The organism is Enterobacter sp. ZOR0014, assembly GCF_000798855.1.
Taxonomy (GTDB): Bacteria; Pseudomonadota; Gammaproteobacteria; order Enterobacterales; family Enterobacteriaceae; genus Enterobacter; species Enterobacter kobei.
The window spans coordinates 1-15,413 of the sequence record NZ_JTLF01000312.1; the positions used below are offsets into that span (position 1 = coordinate 1).

At 56.1% G+C, this 15,413-nt stretch carries 14 protein-coding genes; 6 read left to right on the forward strand and 8 right to left on the reverse strand.

The annotated features are described in order from the left end of the window. Positions 1-98 precede the first annotated feature (98 nt). From L977_RS17270 to nirB, 4 genes are all read right to left on the reverse strand, one after another. Positions 99-269: a YhfL family protein gene (locus tag L977_RS17270; protein WP_014885520.1), complete on the reverse strand. Its 171-nt coding sequence runs from the start codon at positions 267-269 to the stop codon at positions 99-101. 138 nt (positions 270-407) lie between these two features. Continuing rightward, positions 408-1,781, reverse strand: a complete 1,374-nt coding sequence (cysG, locus tag L977_RS17275; protein WP_047626354.1) for a siroheme synthase CysG — start codon at positions 1,779-1,781, stop codon at positions 408-410. 135 nt (positions 1,782-1,916) lie between these two features. Continuing rightward, positions 1,917-2,243 (reverse strand): nitrite reductase small subunit NirD, encoded by a 327-nt coding sequence (nirD, locus tag L977_RS17280; protein WP_014885518.1) that lies wholly within the window; start codon positions 2,241-2,243, stop codon positions 1,917-1,919. Then, complete coding sequence (gene nirB / locus L977_RS17285) at positions 2,240-4,783, reverse strand: nitrite reductase large subunit NirB (protein WP_047626357.1); 2,544 nt, start codon at positions 4,781-4,783, stop codon at positions 2,240-2,242. Before nirB ends, nirD begins: the two co-directional genes overlap by 4 nt. A gap of 239 nt (positions 4,784-5,022) precedes the next feature. On the opposite strand from nirB, the gene L977_RS17290 reads away from it, so the two are divergent. Beyond that, the gene (locus L977_RS17290; protein ID WP_045134906.1) at positions 5,023-6,324 is read left to right on the forward strand and encodes a cytosine deaminase; all 1,302 of its coding nucleotides are present in this window, start codon (positions 5,023-5,025) and stop codon (positions 6,322-6,324) included. A gap of 18 nt (positions 6,325-6,342) precedes the next feature. Here L977_RS17290 and tsgA read toward each other — a convergent pair whose 3' ends face one another. After that, entirely contained in the window at positions 6,343-7,524 is a 1,182-nt protein-coding gene (gene tsgA, locus L977_RS17295) for an MFS transporter TsgA (RefSeq protein ID WP_023331476.1), read from the reverse strand. 278 nt (positions 7,525-7,802) lie between these two features. On the opposite strand from tsgA, the gene ppiA reads away from it, so the two are divergent. The 4 genes from ppiA to argD all read left to right on the forward strand — a co-directional run bounded on the left by ppiA (position 7,803) and on the right by argD (position 10,966). Continuing rightward, positions 7,803-8,375, forward strand: coding sequence for a peptidylprolyl isomerase A (ppiA, locus tag L977_RS17300; RefSeq protein ID WP_014885514.1), 573 nt, complete (start codon positions 7,803-7,805; stop codon positions 8,373-8,375). A gap of 105 nt (positions 8,376-8,480) precedes the next feature. Next, positions 8,481-9,065 carry a putative adenosine monophosphate-protein transferase Fic gene (locus tag L977_RS17305; RefSeq protein ID WP_014885513.1) on the forward strand — a complete coding sequence of 195 codons (585 nt, stop codon included), beginning with the start codon at positions 8,481-8,483 and terminating at the stop codon, positions 9,063-9,065. Positions 9,066-9,095: 30 nt separating this feature from the next. Next, positions 9,096-9,659, forward strand: a complete 564-nt coding sequence (gene pabA / locus L977_RS17310) for an aminodeoxychorismate synthase component 2 (RefSeq protein WP_023338837.1) — start codon at positions 9,096-9,098, stop codon at positions 9,657-9,659. Between the two features lie 86 nt (positions 9,660-9,745). Continuing rightward, a complete protein-coding gene (gene argD / locus L977_RS17315) occupies positions 9,746-10,966 on the forward strand; it encodes a bifunctional acetylornithine/succinyldiaminopimelate transaminase (protein ID WP_170860683.1) in 1,221 nt (406 codons plus the stop codon). Here the strand turns inward: argD and L977_RS17320 are convergent. After that, positions 10,963-13,050 carry a YccS/YhfK family putative transporter gene (locus L977_RS17320; RefSeq protein ID WP_047626359.1) on the reverse strand — a complete coding sequence of 696 codons (2,088 nt, stop codon included), beginning with the start codon at positions 13,048-13,050 and terminating at the stop codon, positions 10,963-10,965. The genes argD and L977_RS17320 overlap by 4 nt on opposite strands. 57 nt (positions 13,051-13,107) lie before the next feature. Continuing rightward, the gene (gene crp / locus L977_RS17325; RefSeq protein ID WP_000242758.1) at positions 13,108-13,740 is read right to left on the reverse strand and encodes a cAMP-activated global transcriptional regulator CRP; all 633 of its coding nucleotides are present in this window, start codon (positions 13,738-13,740) and stop codon (positions 13,108-13,110) included. A gap of 311 nt (positions 13,741-14,051) precedes the next feature. Between crp and L977_RS17330 the strand changes: the two genes are divergently transcribed. Then, on the forward strand, positions 14,052-14,456 hold the full coding sequence (locus tag L977_RS17330) for an OsmC family protein (RefSeq protein ID WP_014885509.1): 405 nt from the start codon (positions 14,052-14,054) through the stop codon (positions 14,454-14,456). Positions 14,457-14,542: 86 nt separating this feature from the next. Here the strand turns inward: L977_RS17330 and L977_RS17335 are convergent, their stop codons facing one another. Further along, on the reverse strand, positions 14,543-15,412 hold the full coding sequence (locus tag L977_RS17335; RefSeq protein WP_014885508.1) for a phosphoribulokinase: 870 nt from the start codon (positions 15,410-15,412) through the stop codon (positions 14,543-14,545). Position 15,413: the final 1 nt, after the last annotated feature.

Genomic DNA, 15,413 nt, shown 5'->3' on the forward strand with positions numbered 1-15,413 from the left:
CCTCTCCCCGTGGGAGAGGGTCAGGGTGAGGGCATCAGGCCGCACTTCCCAAAACTAAAAAACCGGGAAATCCCGGTTTTTTTACGCCTGAAAACGGCTTACTGCTGTGCCGCCTGTCCGCAGCCACCGATGATCTTCGAAATGGAGATCGCCGGGTGCAGCAGATAATCGTAGCTGCAGTTATTTTTGGTGTTTTGAACGTGACCGGTACAGGCCGTCAGGGTCGATAACAGGCCAACCAGAACGGCGGCTTTTGCCAGCTTGAACATACGCATTCCTTGTCTAAAAAATTGGATGTAATACGAGGGAATAAATGGAAAAGTTCCACTATGCGGGCGGTATGTTAGCGGTAGCCGTTAGAGGGGAGTAGTCCGCTTAAGGACTACTCGAAGAAGGAAAAATATGTGTCAGTGATTCGAGAACCAGTTCAGCTTATCGCGTAATTCAACCACGCGACCCACCACAATCAACGCCGGACTTTCAACCTGCTGCGCCAGCTCGCCGAGTTGAGTCAGCACACCATCGACCACACGCTGCGTAATGGCGGTACCGTTTTCCACCAGCGCAACGGGCATATCTGCCTCCATGCCGTGCTCCAGCAGTTTCGCCTGAATGGTGGCGGCCTGATTTAGCCCCATGTAGAAGACCAGCGTCTGCTTTTCAGCGGCCAGGTTATGCCAGTCCAGTTCGCTGCCGGTTTTGAGGTGGCCCGTCACCAGACGCACGCTCTGCGCGTAATCGCGGTGGGTCAGCGGGATGCCGGAGTAGGCTGAGCAGCCGGACGCCGCCGTAATCCCTGGCACCACGGAGAACGGAATACCTGCGTTGCACAGGGTTTCCAGCTCTTCGCCGCCGCGACCAAAGATAAACGGATCGCCGCCTTTCAGACGCACCACGCGCTTACCTTTCTGCGCCTCGCGCAGCAGGATCTGGTTAATCTCTTCCTGCGGTACGCAGTGGTAGCCCGCGCGCTTGCCGACGAAGACGCGATCGGCGTCGCGACGCACCAGGTTCATGATGTCATCGGAGACCAGGCGGTCGTAGACCACGATATCCGCCTGCTGGATCTGTTGCAGGCCTTTCAGCGTCAGTAAGCCTGCATCGCCAGGACCCGCGCCGACCAGCGCCACTTCTCCACGGTGATCCAGCGGTTCGTTCAGTAACTGTTCGGTCGTCTCTTCCACCGCTTTTGTGTCCTGGTTCGCCAGCGACTGCGCCAGCCTGTCGTTCACAAAGAACTTTTCCCAGAAGCGACGACGCTCCCCTACGGTCGCGAAGGTTTGCTTCACGCGGGAACGAAGTTGTCCGGCATAGTGTGCAATCTGACCAAGATGCTGCGGCAGCACGGCTTCCAGTTTTTCCCGCAGCAGGCGGGCGAGAACAGGTGAGCGTCCACCGGATGACACCGCAATCATCAGCGGTGAGCGGTCGATAATCGACGGCATGATAAAGCTGGCTTCTTTCGGCGCATCTACCACGTTGCAGAAGATACGCCGCGCTTCGCAGGCATCGCTGACGCGCTGATTCACGGCATCGTCATCCGTTGCGGCAATGGTCAGCCAGCAGGTATCCAGCAGGGATTCATCAAACTCTCCTTGTACCCGCGTGAGCATCCCTTCCTGGGCCCAGACGTCAAACTGCGGGGTGAAGGTGAGAGCATTCACGGTCAGTCGGGCCCCCGCTTCCAGCAGCAGGCGCGCCTTGCGCTCAGCCACATCGCCGCCGCCCACAAGCAGGCAGTCGCGATGGCGTAATTGACAAAAAATCGGCAGGTGGTCCACGACGATACCTCACAGCATTCAAGGAGGGGGTAAGCATTGACGTCAGGATAACAGCAGGAATCGCCGAAAATATACGGTTTTTCCTGCCGTTACCCATAAGGGGTCATAAGTCTTTCCTATTGAAAAGGCGGGGGGTTACGCTTTGAGCTGCACCTTGCCGTCCTTCACGCGGACGTCATAGTGCTTCACGGAGACGCTTTCATCTTCCATGCAGCGTCCGTCGGTTAAACGGAAACGCTGCTTTTTCAGCGGGCTGGCGACCCACAGTTCACCCTGGTGCTCGGCAATCAGGCCACGGGAGAGCACGCTGGCCTCGAAGAACGGGTCGATATTGCTGATGGCAAAAACCTGTTCATCGTGACGGGGACGGAAAATCGCGACCTGCTCGTTACCTAGCAGCGCACACACGCCGGTGGCGGGTAGAATGTCATTAATCTCGCAAATGTTTACCCACTGGCTCATGCGTTTTCCTCCACCAGCGTGACTGGAATGCGTTCATACGGTGTTGCCGGGCGATGCTGCTCGCGTTCTGGCACTACCTGCACGTTCGGGTCGCGCTGGGTGCTGTTGATAAAGTGTTTGAAGCGTGTCTGCGCCGCAGGGGTATTCACGGTTTCGGTCCACTCGCAGATCACTGCCTCGCGCAGGCGAGCCATCTCTGCTTCCAGATGCTCGTTCAGGCCCAGCTTGTCGTCGATGATCACCGCTTTCAGATAATCAATGCCGCCTTCCAGGTTATCCAGCCAGGACGCTGTACGGGTCAGCTTATCGGCGGTACGGATGTAGAACATCATGAAGCGGTCGAGGTACTTAATCAGCGTGTCGTGGTCAAGATCCGCTGCCAGCAGGTCTGCATGGCGTGGTTTCATCCCGCCGTTACCGCAGACGTACAGGTTCCAGCCTTTTTCGGTGGCGATAATACCAACGTCTTTACCCTGCGCTTCGGCACATTCACGGGTACAGCCGGAGACGCCGAACTTCATTTTGTGCGGGGTACGGATGCCCTTGTAGCGGTTTTCCAGCTCCACGCCGAAGCCGACGCTGTCGCCCACGCCGTAGCGGCACCAGGTGCTGCCCACGCAGGTTTTCGCCATACGCAGCGCTTTGGCATACGCGTGGCCGGTTTCGAAGCCTGCTTCAATCAGCTGGCGCCAGATTTCTGGCAGGTCGTCTTTCTGCGCCCCAAACAGCCCGATACGTTGTGAACCGGTAATTTTGGTGTACAGGTTAAATTCGCGGGCGATCCGGCCCACCGCGACCAGCCCTTCCGGCGTGATTTCGCCACCGGCGGAACGTGGAATGACGGAGTAGGTGCCGTCTTTCTGAATGTTCGCCAGGAAGTTGTCATTGGTATCCTGCAGCGGCGTGTGCTCGGGTTTGAGCACGTATTCATTCCAGCAGGAGGCCAGCAGGGAGCCGACGGTCGGTTTACACACTTCACAGCCATAACCCTGGCCGTGTTTCGCCAGCAGTTCGTCGAAGGACTTAATGCCTTCCACACGGATCAGGTGATACAGCTCCTGGCGAGAGTAAGCAAAATGCTCGCACAGGTTGTTGTTCACTTCGATGCCCTGTTTCGCCAGCTCGGCGTTCAGCACCTGAGTTACCAGTGGAATACATCCGCCACAGCCGGTACCGGCTTTGGTTTCGGCTTTCAGCGCGGCAACGGTATGGCAGCCCTTGTTGATGGCAGAGATCAGCATGCCTTTGGTGACGTCGAAGCAGGAGCAAATCTGCGCGCTGTCCGGCAGTTTATCCACGCCGATGGACGGTTTACCGCTGGAGGCGTGCGCCGGGAGGATCAGCGCGTCCGGGTTTTCCGGCAGCTCGATGGCGTTGAGCACCAGCTGGAGCAGGTTACCGAAGTCGCTGGTATCGCCTACCAGTACTGCGCCGAGCAGGGTTTTATTGTCCTTACTGACGATAAGACGTTTGTAGACTTCTTTGCTTTCGTCGAGATAGACGTAGCTGCGAGCGCCAGGCGTGCGACCGTGCGCATCGCCGATACCGCCCACGTCCACGCCCAGCAGCTTCAGCTTGGCGCTCATATCCGCGCCGGTGAAGGCGTTTTCGCTGCCGAGAATATGGTCCACGGCGACCTGCGCCATTTTGTAGCCTGGCGCCACCAGACCGTATACGCGGTTATTCCAGCTGGCGCATTCGCCAATCGCGTAGATATCCGGGTCGGAGGTCTGGCAGGTATCGTTAATCATGATCCCGCCGCGCTGCGCGACGGCCAGACCGCACTGGGTTGCCAGCTTGTCGCGTGGACGAATACCGGTGGAGAAGACGATAAAGTCTACTTCCAGCTCGCTGCCGTCAGCAAAGCGCATGGTTTTACGTGCTTCGGTGCCTTCCTGCACGATCTCTTTGGTGTTCTTGCTGGTGTGAACTTTCACGCCCATGCTTTCGATTTTACGGCGAAGCTGGTCGCCACCCATGTGGTCGAGCTGTTCGGCCATCAGCATCGGGGCAAATTCGATGACGTGGGTTTCTACGCCGAGGTTTTTCAGCGCGCCCGCGGCTTCTAAGCCCAGCAGACCGCCGCCGACAACGGCGCCGCGCTTGCTGCGGCGTGCGCAGGATTCAATGGCGTTGAGGTCTTCAATCGTACGGTAAACGAAGCAATCCTGAGTTTCAGAACCTTTAATAGGCGGGATCCACGGATACGAGCCTGTCGCTATGATCAGCTTGTCGTAAAAAACCGTACGCCCGGCGCTGGAGTGGATCACTTTTTCCTGACGGTTGATGGTGATGGCGCGTTCGCCCACCAGCACTTTTACGCCATGCTTCTCATAGAAACCTTCACGCACTAAAGAGAGCTCTTCGGCGGTATGATGGGAGAAGTAGGAAGACAAGTGCACACGGTCGTACGCCTTGCGGGGTTCTTCACAGAACACGGTAATATCGAACTGGTCGGCACCGGCTTTATCGAGAAGATCCTCAATAAAGCGATGGCCGACCATGCCGTTACCGATGATAGCGAGTCTGACTTTGCTCATTTTTGCCTCGATTTCTTTTCTATTACTGCCTACCTTAACGATTCAGCAGGGGCGCTTATTGATGTAAATCAAATACGTCTTCGCCTACTCCTTAGGTGGTATGCGGCTGATTTGTCAGGATTTTTATAAGTTATGGAAATCGCAGGCTTTTCGGGGGCGTCGATTTTGTGTACAAAGCAATGGCGTATTTTTGAACAAAAATATGCTTAAACAACGTTGCGTTGATCAGGGGATAAGAAATGTCTACAACACCGCTTTGGCTTGTTCAGAATGTTCGCTTACCGGGCCGGGAAGGACTATGGCAACTCGCCATTGAGAACGGGCGATTTGGTGACATCACCCCAATGGACGACACCCGCGCTGAAAGTTATGAAGTGTTGAACGCGCGCGGTGGGCTGGCGATCCCACCGTTTATCGAGCCGCATATCCATCTTGATACCACCCAGACGGCAGGCGAGCCGAACTGGAACCAGTCGGGCACGCTCTTTGAGGGCATTGAACGCTGGGCGGAGCGCAAAGCGTTACTCAGCCATGACGACGTCAAAGCGCGCGCCTGGAAAACGCTGAAGTGGCAAATCGCCAACGGCATTCAGTTTGTCCGTACCCATGTGGATGTCTCCGACCCGACGCTCACCGCCCTGAAGGCCATGCTGGAGGTGAAGCAGGAGGTGGCCCCATGGGTGACGCTGCAAATCGTCGCGTTCCCCCAGGAGGGTATTCTCTCTTACCCGAACGGCGCGGCGCTGCTGGAAGAGGCGTTAAAACTGGGTGCCGACGTGGTGGGGGCGATCCCGCACTTCGAATTCACCCGCGAGTATGGCGTCCAGTCGCTGCATATTGCTTTTACACTGGCGAAGAAATATGACCGTCCGCTGGATATCCATTGCGATGAAATTGACGACGAACAGTCGCGGTTTGTCGAGACGGTGGCTACCCTGGCCTACGAGGCCGGCATCGGTCCGCGCGTGACCGCCAGCCATACTACCGCCATGCACTCCTACAACGGTGCGTACACCTCGCGCCTGTTCCGCCTGTTGAAGATGTCGGGGATTAACTTCGTCGCTAACCCGCTGGTCAATATCCACCTGCAGGGGCGTTTTGACGACTATCCTAAGCGCCGCGGCATCACGCGCGTGAAGGAACTCCAGGAAGCAGGCATTAACGTCTGCTTTGGTCATGACGATGTTTTTGACCCCTGGTACCCGCTGGGAACCGGCAATATGCTCCAGGTGCTGCACATGGGGTTACACGTCTGCCAGATGATGGGCTATCCGCAAATCGATAGCGGCCTGGATCTGATCACCCATAACAGCGCCCGTACCTTTGGCCTGAGCGATTACGGTATTGCCACGGGCAATCCGGCGAATCTGGTGATTTTGCCTGCGGAAAGCGGGTTTGAAGCGGTGCGCTGTCAGGTGCCGGTGCGCTGGTCGATTCGTCAGGGGCGGGTGATTGCCACGACGCAGCTGGCGCAGACGTGGATCCAGATGGATATCGGGGGGGAGGAGGTCAGCTTTGCCAGAAACAGCCCCTCTGCGTAGCGCAAAGGGGCGTGAAGGTTAGTGAGACGCTACCGCGTTGTGCTGGCGGTGGCGAGTCACGAAGCCCAGCACGAAGCACATGATGAACACCACGGCATACAGACCGTTAGCGGTGTGCAGCGCCGCCAGCGGGCCGCTGTGGGCAACGATCGGCCCCGTCACCACAAAGGTGAGCATGGTGCCGATGGTACCGCAGGTCAGCACGAAGTTAACCAGCTTCGGCGAAGCTACTTTAGTCTGCAGGGAGCCCAGCGTGATGATCGAGGTGTAAATCGCGCTGGAGAAGAAGCCCAGGGTCATAATGAACCACGGCATATTGTCCGGGGAACCGTTGATGAACAGATACATCAGCACGGTTGCCAGGCCCGCCAGCACCGTCAGGATGCGCTGCAGATCGAAGAAGCGCAGAATGAAGCTAAACGCCCACATGCCGAACATGTAAGACATCCAGAAATCGCTTACCAGTTTACCCGCGTCGTTCAGGCTCATGCCCAGGCCTTTCGCGTATTCCGGTACCCAGGAGATAAAGCCCAGCTGGCCCAGGATATAGCACAGGGCGGCGATGGAGAGGAACAGTACGCCGATGCCCCATTTCTCTTTCGCGACGGGTTCTGCGCTGGTTTGCGCTTTTTTGCCCAGAACCGGGAATTCACAGCCGAAGGTCAGAATAAAGATTGCTACGTAAACCAGACCGATACAGGCATAGACCCAGTACCACTCAATGCTGCGTGCCAGCAGAACGGCGGCCACCATCGGGAAAATCATCCCGGCCATGCTGAAGAAGGAGTCGGTGAACAGCAGGCGCGCGCCGCGCTGACGGCCTTCATACATATGGGTAATCAGGAACGTACCGATCGACATGGTGATCCCGCTGACCAGGCCGAGCACGAACATGGCGGCGGAGAACAACGCGATGCTGTGACTCAGCATCAGACCCGCCACGGCGGCGACCATCAGCACAAAACCAAAACGCAGCTGGGTCTTCAGCGGCACGATTTCCATCAGCCAGGCATTCAGGAAGATAGAGATGAGGATACCGGCGTTGAGGAAGGTAAAGGTGTTACTCATACTGGAGACGGGCAGCTGGAAGTAGTCTGCGATATTCCCCATCACCATCCCGGTGACGATCACCAACGCGCCGGTCAGGGCGTAGGAGAAGAAGCTGATCCATGTGAGCTTGATGCGATTGCTGTTAGTCATGTCTGGCCTGTTCAAAAAAAGAAAAGCGCCCGGAGGGCGCTGAGAGCGGGCAGATTTTAGACATTAAAGTGATCTATTCATACCTTTTCAAAGAAATTTAAACTTCATTGCAGTTTTTTATGTGATCTCTGTCACATAAAAAGACGCCGTAACCAATCGTTTGCGTGGTTACAACTGTTTCAATTTCGTAAAATTAGGTAAAAGGCTGGTCTCCGTTCATACTGCTCTTTAGAATCAAGCCATTCGCTTTTTATACTGCGCTTTGTTAAGGAATTCTCATGCTCAAATCAACACTGGCGGCTGTCGCAGCTGTGTTTGCTCTTTCTGCCGTTTCCCCTGCTGCGCTGGCAGCCAAAGGGGACCCTCACGTTCTGCTGACCACCTCTGCCGGGAATATTGAGCTGGAACTGAATAGCCAGAAAGCTCCGGTTTCCGTGAAAAACTTCCTCGACTATGTGAACAGTGGTTTTTATAACAACACCACTTTCCACCGCGTGATCCCTGGCTTCATGATTCAGGGCGGTGGTTTCAACGAGCAGATGCAGCAGAAGCAGCCGAACCCGCCGATCAAAAACGAAGCGGACAACGGCTTGCTGAACAAGCGCGGCACGATTTCCATGGCGCGTACGGCGGATAAAGACAGCGCCACCAGCCAGTTCTTCCTCAACGTGGCGGATAACGCCTTTCTCGACCATGGCCAGCGCGACTTCGGTTACGCGGTCTTCGGTAAAATTGTGAAAGGGATGGACGTGGCGGATAAGATTTCTCAGGTTCCTACTCATGACGTCGGCCCGTACCAGAATGTTCCGTCCAAACCGGTCGTGATCCTCTCCGCAAAAGTACTGCCGTAACCCTCTTTGACACGGGCGGCGCTCGCCCGTGTAATGCCCCCTCCCTGCGAAAGCGCGTTTTGCTGCTTATACTTGTGGCAAACGGACTATTCAGGGAGGCGTTAAGTGAAAAAACTCACCGACAAGCAAAAATCCCGTATTTGGGAGCAGCAGCGTAACGTCAATCTTCAGGCCAGTTGTCTCCTTGAAAAAGGTCATGGTCCTTCAGAACCCCATATTGAGACGCTGGAGCTCGGGCCTTCCGCGCCCGGTTTACCCCATCTTTGCCTTATTCACCGCCATCTGTATCGCAAAGAGCTGAAGCGGGCGGGCGAATACCGTACCGACGATATTTTTAAAGGTGACATTCCTTTCTGCCACTTCGAGTACATCGAGAAGATGGGCAATGAATTGATGGCGGACCTGGAAAGCGAAAAGTATCTGGTGGGTCTTCAGAAAGAAACCTTTGTGAACAGAGTTAGTCACTACTACTGTGAAATCAATATGCTGCATCCTTTTATGAGCGGCAATGGAATTGCCCAACGGGTCTTCTTTGAGCAGCTGGCCATTCATGCCGGGTATATGCTGGACTGGCGGGGTATCGATCCCGAGCAGTGGGTGGCGGCGAACCGAAGCGGCGCCACGGGCGATTTGACTGCGCTGAACGCTGTCTTTGCCAAAGTAGTGAGCGAAGCGCGGGAATCTGAGTAGAATAGGGCGGCATTTTTTTCGGGAGCCGCCATGATTCTGCTGATTGATAACTACGATTCCTTCACCTGGAACCTTTACCAGTATTTTTGTGAGCTGGGAGCAGAGGTGGTTGTCCGCCGTAACGATGACGTGACTCTGGCCGATATTGCGACGCTGGCTCCGCAGAAAATTGTGATTTCACCCGGCCCCTGCACGCCGTCGGAATCGGGCGTGTCTCTGGATGTTATCCGGCACTATGCTGGCAAGCTGCCCATTCTGGGCGTCTGCCTGGGCCATCAGGCCATTGCCCAGGTATTCGGCGCCACCATCGTGCGTGCCGCGAAAGTGATGCACGGAAAAACGTCGCCGGTCACGCATACCAGTACCGGGGTATTCACGGGGCTCAATAATCCCTTAACCGTGACGCGCTACCATTCGCTGGTGATTGACCCGCCGACGCTGCCAGACTGCTTTGAGGTGACCGCCTGGAGCGATACGCAGGAGATCATGGGGATTCGCCACCGCGAGTGGGATCTTGAGGGCGTGCAATTCCATCCGGAAAGTATCCTTAGCGAGCAAGGGCATGACCTGCTGGCTAATTTCTTCCATCGCTGAATATCTGTTGCCTTGCTGTGATTTTTTATGCATATTTTGTGATTATATTTTCACAATCAATGTGACATAAAATGGATGGGCATGACATGGCAACTGAACAACCAGCAATTACCCGCGCAACATTCGATGAAGTGATTCTGCCGATTTATGCACCGGCTGAGTTTATCCCGGTTAAGGGGAAAGGCAGCCGCGTCTGGGATCAGCAGGGAAAAGAGTATGTGGATTTCGCGGGCGGTATTGCGGTCACGGCGCTGGGTCATTGCCATCCTGCGCTGGTGGAGGCGCTGAAAACCCAGGGCGAAACCCTGTGGCACACCAGTAACGTATTCACCAACGAGCCGGCGCTGCGTCTGGGCCGCAAAATCATTGATGCCACGTTTGCCGAGCGTGTGCTGTTTATGAACTCCGGCACCGAAGCCAACGAAACCGCCTTTAAGCTGGCGCGCTATTACGCGACGACGCGTCACAGCCCGTACAAAACCAAAATCATCGCCTTCCACAACGCCTTCCACGGGCGCTCGTTCTTTACCGTCTCCGTCGGCGGCCAGCCGAAGTATTCCGACGGCTTTGGCCCAAAACCGGCCGACATCGTCCATGTGCCGTTTAACGATCTGCATGCGGTGAAAGCGGTGATGGACGACCACACCTGCGCGGTAGTCGTGGAGCCAATTCAGGGTGAAGGCGGCGTGACGGCGGCCACCCCAGAATTCCTGCAAGGGTTGCGCGCGCTGTGTGATGAGCATCAGGCGCTGCTGGTGTTTGATGAAGTGCAGTGCGGAATGGGACGTACCGGCGATCTGTTCGCTTATATGCACTACGGCGTGACGCCGGATATTTTGACCAGTGCCAAAGCGCTCGGCGGTGGTTTCCCGGTGAGTGCGGTGCTGACGACTCAGGAGATCGCCTCTGCGTTTCATGTCGGTTCGCACGGCTCAACCTATGGTGGTAACCCGCTGGCGAGCGCCGTGGCGGGTGCGGCATTCGATATCATCAATACCCCAGAAGTGCTGAACGGCGTGAATGCGAAGCGTGAGCTGTTCGTAAAACATCTGCAAAAGATCAATGACCAGTATGATGTGTTCAGCGAAATCCGTGGCATGGGTCTGCTGATGGGTGCCGAGCTCACGCCACAGTACAAAGGCCGCGCCCGCGATTTTCTGCATGCTGCCGCCCACGAAGGGGTAATGGTGCTGAATGCGGGGCCAGACGTGATGCGTTTCGCACCGTCGCTGGTGGTGGAAGATAAAGACATTGAAGACGGGTTAACCCGCTTTGCCGCGGCGGTCGCGAAGATCGTTAAAGGCTAATACTCGGTTCGTTTTAACCGGCGCGTTAACCAAATGCCATGATGAGGACGCTGACGCCATGCCACCGACGAAATGGTGTGCATGGTGTTCAGGTGGCCCAGCACGCGCTGCAAATGCTGCTCCAGGGTGCTCATCGGCCCGTGGGTCAGCGTTTCCGGCGCTTCCAGAATGTTCGAATCCCCCGACTCACCCGGCGCGTCATACTCCAGACGCTGCTGACACCTCTGCAGGGCGATTTCACACGACTGCAAATAACGCTGCGCCAGATCCGGCGTCAGCATCGTGTGCTCGCGCGCCAGGGTGGTCATGGCGTTAATATGCTCGACGATAAACTGGCTATGCGTGACCCAGAGCTTCATGTCTGCCAGATAGTGCGCGTTAAAGCCTGGCTCCTGCATCGCCTGGTTGAGCGAGTTAAACAGGGCGTTGTGCGCCTGATTAACTTTCATCCGCTGATACGCCAGCGGGGAGGGCTGCGGGTCGTCGCTCAGGATCAGACGAATGGCCTGCTGGTCAGCCTCCAGCGCGTCGTGGGCGTTCTGGCGCAGCAATCCGCTTTGCCACTGCGGCCACAGCCAGACCATGCCACCAAAGGCGATCAGGCAGCCAATCAGCGTATCGATCAGGCGGGCAACGATAAACTGTTCGCCGTTTAGCGTAAGCAGCTGAAGGGTATATACCGCCGTCACCGTAAAGCCCACCATCGCCCAGCCGTAGTTTTTGCGGATAATCAGGTAACTCACCAGCGTAATCACCAGCATCCCAGCCAGGGTATACCCCTCGGGAACGTGGAAGTGTAGCGTTACGCCCGCAATAATCAGCCCCGCCATCGTGCCGCCTGCCCGGTGCAGAATACGTACCCGCGTGGCGCCGTAGCCGTTCTGGGTGACAAACAGCACGGTCATTAAGATCCAGTACGGTTTCGGCAGATGCAGCGCCATGCCCATCAGACTGGCGATACTGAGCATAACGCTAATCCGCGCGGCATTGCGCAGGGCAGAAGACTTAAGAGAGAGATAGCTTCTGAGTGCTGGCAGGAGCGGCAGACGTTTTTGCTTATCCGCCATCAGGTCGCGGGGATACAGCGGGCGCTGGGTGCGCAGCACGCGGGCAATGCGGCTGAAGTGCCAGGCGGCAAACTGGCCGACCGGGTTATCCGGATGCTGACGAGCAATTTTCCCCAGCGCGCCGAGCTGTTTATCCATGTTAAAGCGCGTGGGGTAGCGGTGATAGAGAATGTCGTCCGCCAGCACCCGCAGGCGCGCGGAGACGGTCTGCGCATTCCAGCGGATCACCGCCTCGGCGTGGCTGCGCTCGACCAGCTTTTGCACCTCTTGTGGGTGATGAAGGCTCACGGAGATATGCTCCTGCAGATCCAGCCCCACCTGGAAAGTGCGCAGCAGGCGTTTATATTCGTGATTCTTGTTGGCGGCGAGCATATGCAGCTGCTGATAGCACTGGCTTATCAGATCCACTACCTTTTGCTGGCGCGTCAGCAGCGGCGGTAAGGATTTTTCCGGGTCGGTATGCTGGGTCAGCAAGGTGTATTTGGCTTCGCAGTAATCCGCAAGCTGGACATACAACAGGCTCAGAGATTCACGCAGCGGCTGTTCCCGCCACAGCCAGAACCAGAACCAGTTAAACAGCCCGTACCACAGCGTGCCGAGGGCGTAGATCAGCAGCGGCTCCCACACCGGCATATTCCCGGCGAGGCTCAGGGTGAAGATGGCGGCAATCAGTGAAGCAGGAAGCAGGCGGGCGTGCAGGGAACTGATTTCTGCGGTAACACCGAGGCTCATCGCCAGTACGGTCAGGATCAGCGGCAGCGGAATATCGCGCGCCAGTAAAAGCTGCACGGCGAGGCTACAGCCAGCAAACAGCGAACCGCCAACGATCAGGCGTTTGAAAAAGCGTTTATGCGGCGTATCCAGACCGGCGATGTTGCAGCAGGCGGGAACGAGAGAAAACAGCAGACCCTGCTGGAGATGTCCCAGAATCAGGCCCACGGCCACAGGAAGGCACAACACCAGCGTTTGTCGCAGTGCGTAATTAACTTCCGGGTGATAGATCAGCCTGCGCCACATGGGGAATAGAGACAAAAACGGCGTGACACCTTGCGATGGCACGCCGTTTGAGCGGAATTAACGCGTTCCGTAGACCACGATGGTTTTACCGTGGGCAGAGATCAGGTTCTGATCTTCCAGCATTTTCAGGATACGACCCACCGTTTCGCGGGAGCAACCGACGATCTGACCAATTTCCTGACGGGTAATTTTAATTTGCATGCCGTCCGGGTGGGTCATGGCGTCTGGCTGTTTCGCCAGGTTCAGCAGGGTCTGCGCGATACGACCGGTGACGTCCAGGAAGGCGAGGTTACCCACTTTCTCGGATGTGACCTGCAGACGACGCGCCATCTGGGAAGAAAGACGCATCAGGATGTCAGGGTTTACCTGAATCAACTGACGGAATTTCTTGTAAGAAATTTCAGCCACTTCACATGCTGTCTTTGCACGAACCCAGGCGCTACGTTCCTGGCCTTCTTCAAACAGGCCCAGTTCACCGATAAAATCGCCCTGGTTCAGATAAGAAAGGATCATCTCTTTCCCTTCCTCATCTTTGATCAGCACTGCCACCGAGCCTTTGACGATGTAATACAACGTTTCCGCTTTTTCACCCTGGTGAATCAGCGTGCTCTTCGATGGGTACTTATGAATGTGGCAATGAGACAAGAACCATTCGAGAGTCGGGTCTGTTTGCGGTTTGCCAAGCACCATGCGCTGTTATCCTCTGTTATAAGCTGTCACCAGAGTCATCAGATGCATCCGGACTCTGGGGTTGCAATCGAATTCTTACCCATACCCTGGGAAGTCGGCTGTCGTAACGTTTCGCAGCCAGTAAAGTTTGATGTCCTCTGCATACATGTGTAACGTCAATGTATTACTGTAGCATCCTGAGTGTTTTAGCATAGCTTTCGCCGCGTGTCTCCTGGTGTCTCGCTTCAGCATGATGCAGGTCGCCTTCCGTTGCGAGAAATGTAACGCACGCGTAATCTGTCACCGAAAATGCAACGTTGGAGTTAAAGAATATGCAAGCGCGCGTGAAATGGGTTGAAGGTTTAACGTTCCTGGGCGAATCCGCGTCAGGGCACCAGATTTTGATGGACGGTAACTCCGGCGATAAAGCCCCCAGCCCAATGGAAATGGTGCTGATGGCGGCGGGTGGATGCAGCGCGATTGACGTGGTGTCGATTCTGCAAAAAGGTCGTCATGACGTGACGGATTGCGAGGTTAAACTCACCTCAGAACGTCGCGAAGAGGCGCCACGCCTGTTCACCCACATTAATCTGCACTTTGTGGTCACCGGTAAAGCGCTTAAAGACGCGGCGGTTTCGCGTGCTGTGGATCTGTCTGCGGAAAAATACTGCTCTGTGGCGTTAATGCTGGAGAAAGCGGTAAAAATCACGCATTCGTATGAAGTGATCGAGGCTTAATCTTTTGGCGGGTGGCGCTTCGCTGACCCGCCCTACAAAAGCATGAACCCAGGCCCGGTAAGCGCAGCGCCACCGGGCAGAACAACTCACGCAATCTGCTTCCCTTCCATCAACCGCTCCACCAGCGGCGTCATGATGAGCTCCATCGCCAGCCCCATTTTTCCGCCTGGTACCACTAACGTATTCATGTGCGAAATAAACGAGCCCTGCAGCATCGCCAGCAGCCAGGGGTAATCAATGCCTTCGAGATTGCGGAAGTGGATCACCACAAAGCTCTCGTCCAGCGACGGGATGGTTTTCGCCGCGAACGGGTTAGAGGTGTCCACCGTCGGCACGCGCTGGAAGTTAATGTGCGTGCGGGAGAACTGTGGCGTGAGGTAGTTGATGTAGTCTTCCATGGAGCGCACCACCGAATCCATCACCGCTTCGCGCGAATGGCCGCGCTCGCTCATGTCGCGCGTCAGCTTCTGGATCCACTCCAGGTTTACGATAGGCACCACGCCGACCAGCAGATCCACATGACGCGCCACGTCATGCTGTGGGGTGACTACGCCGCCGTGTAATCCCTCATAAAACAGCACATCGGTGGGTTCCGGCAGCGGCTGCCAGGGGGTAAAGGTGCCCGGCACCTGATTCCACGGCACAGCTTCATCATAGGTATGCAGATACTTACGCGATTGCCCTTTGCCGCTCTGACCGTACTCCAGGAAGGTTTGCTCAAGAAGGCCAAAGTCATTGGCTTCGGGACCGAAATAGCTGATGTGTTTACCCAGATCGCGCGCCTTACGGATCGCCATGTCCATTTCAGGTCGCGTATAGCGGTGAAAACTGTCGCCTTCGACCTCCGCCGCCCGGAGATTCAGTTGGGCGAAAATCTTACGAAACGCGAGGCTGGTGGTGGTCGTTCCCGCACCACTCGACCCTGTAACGGCAATAATGGGATGTCTGGCAGACATA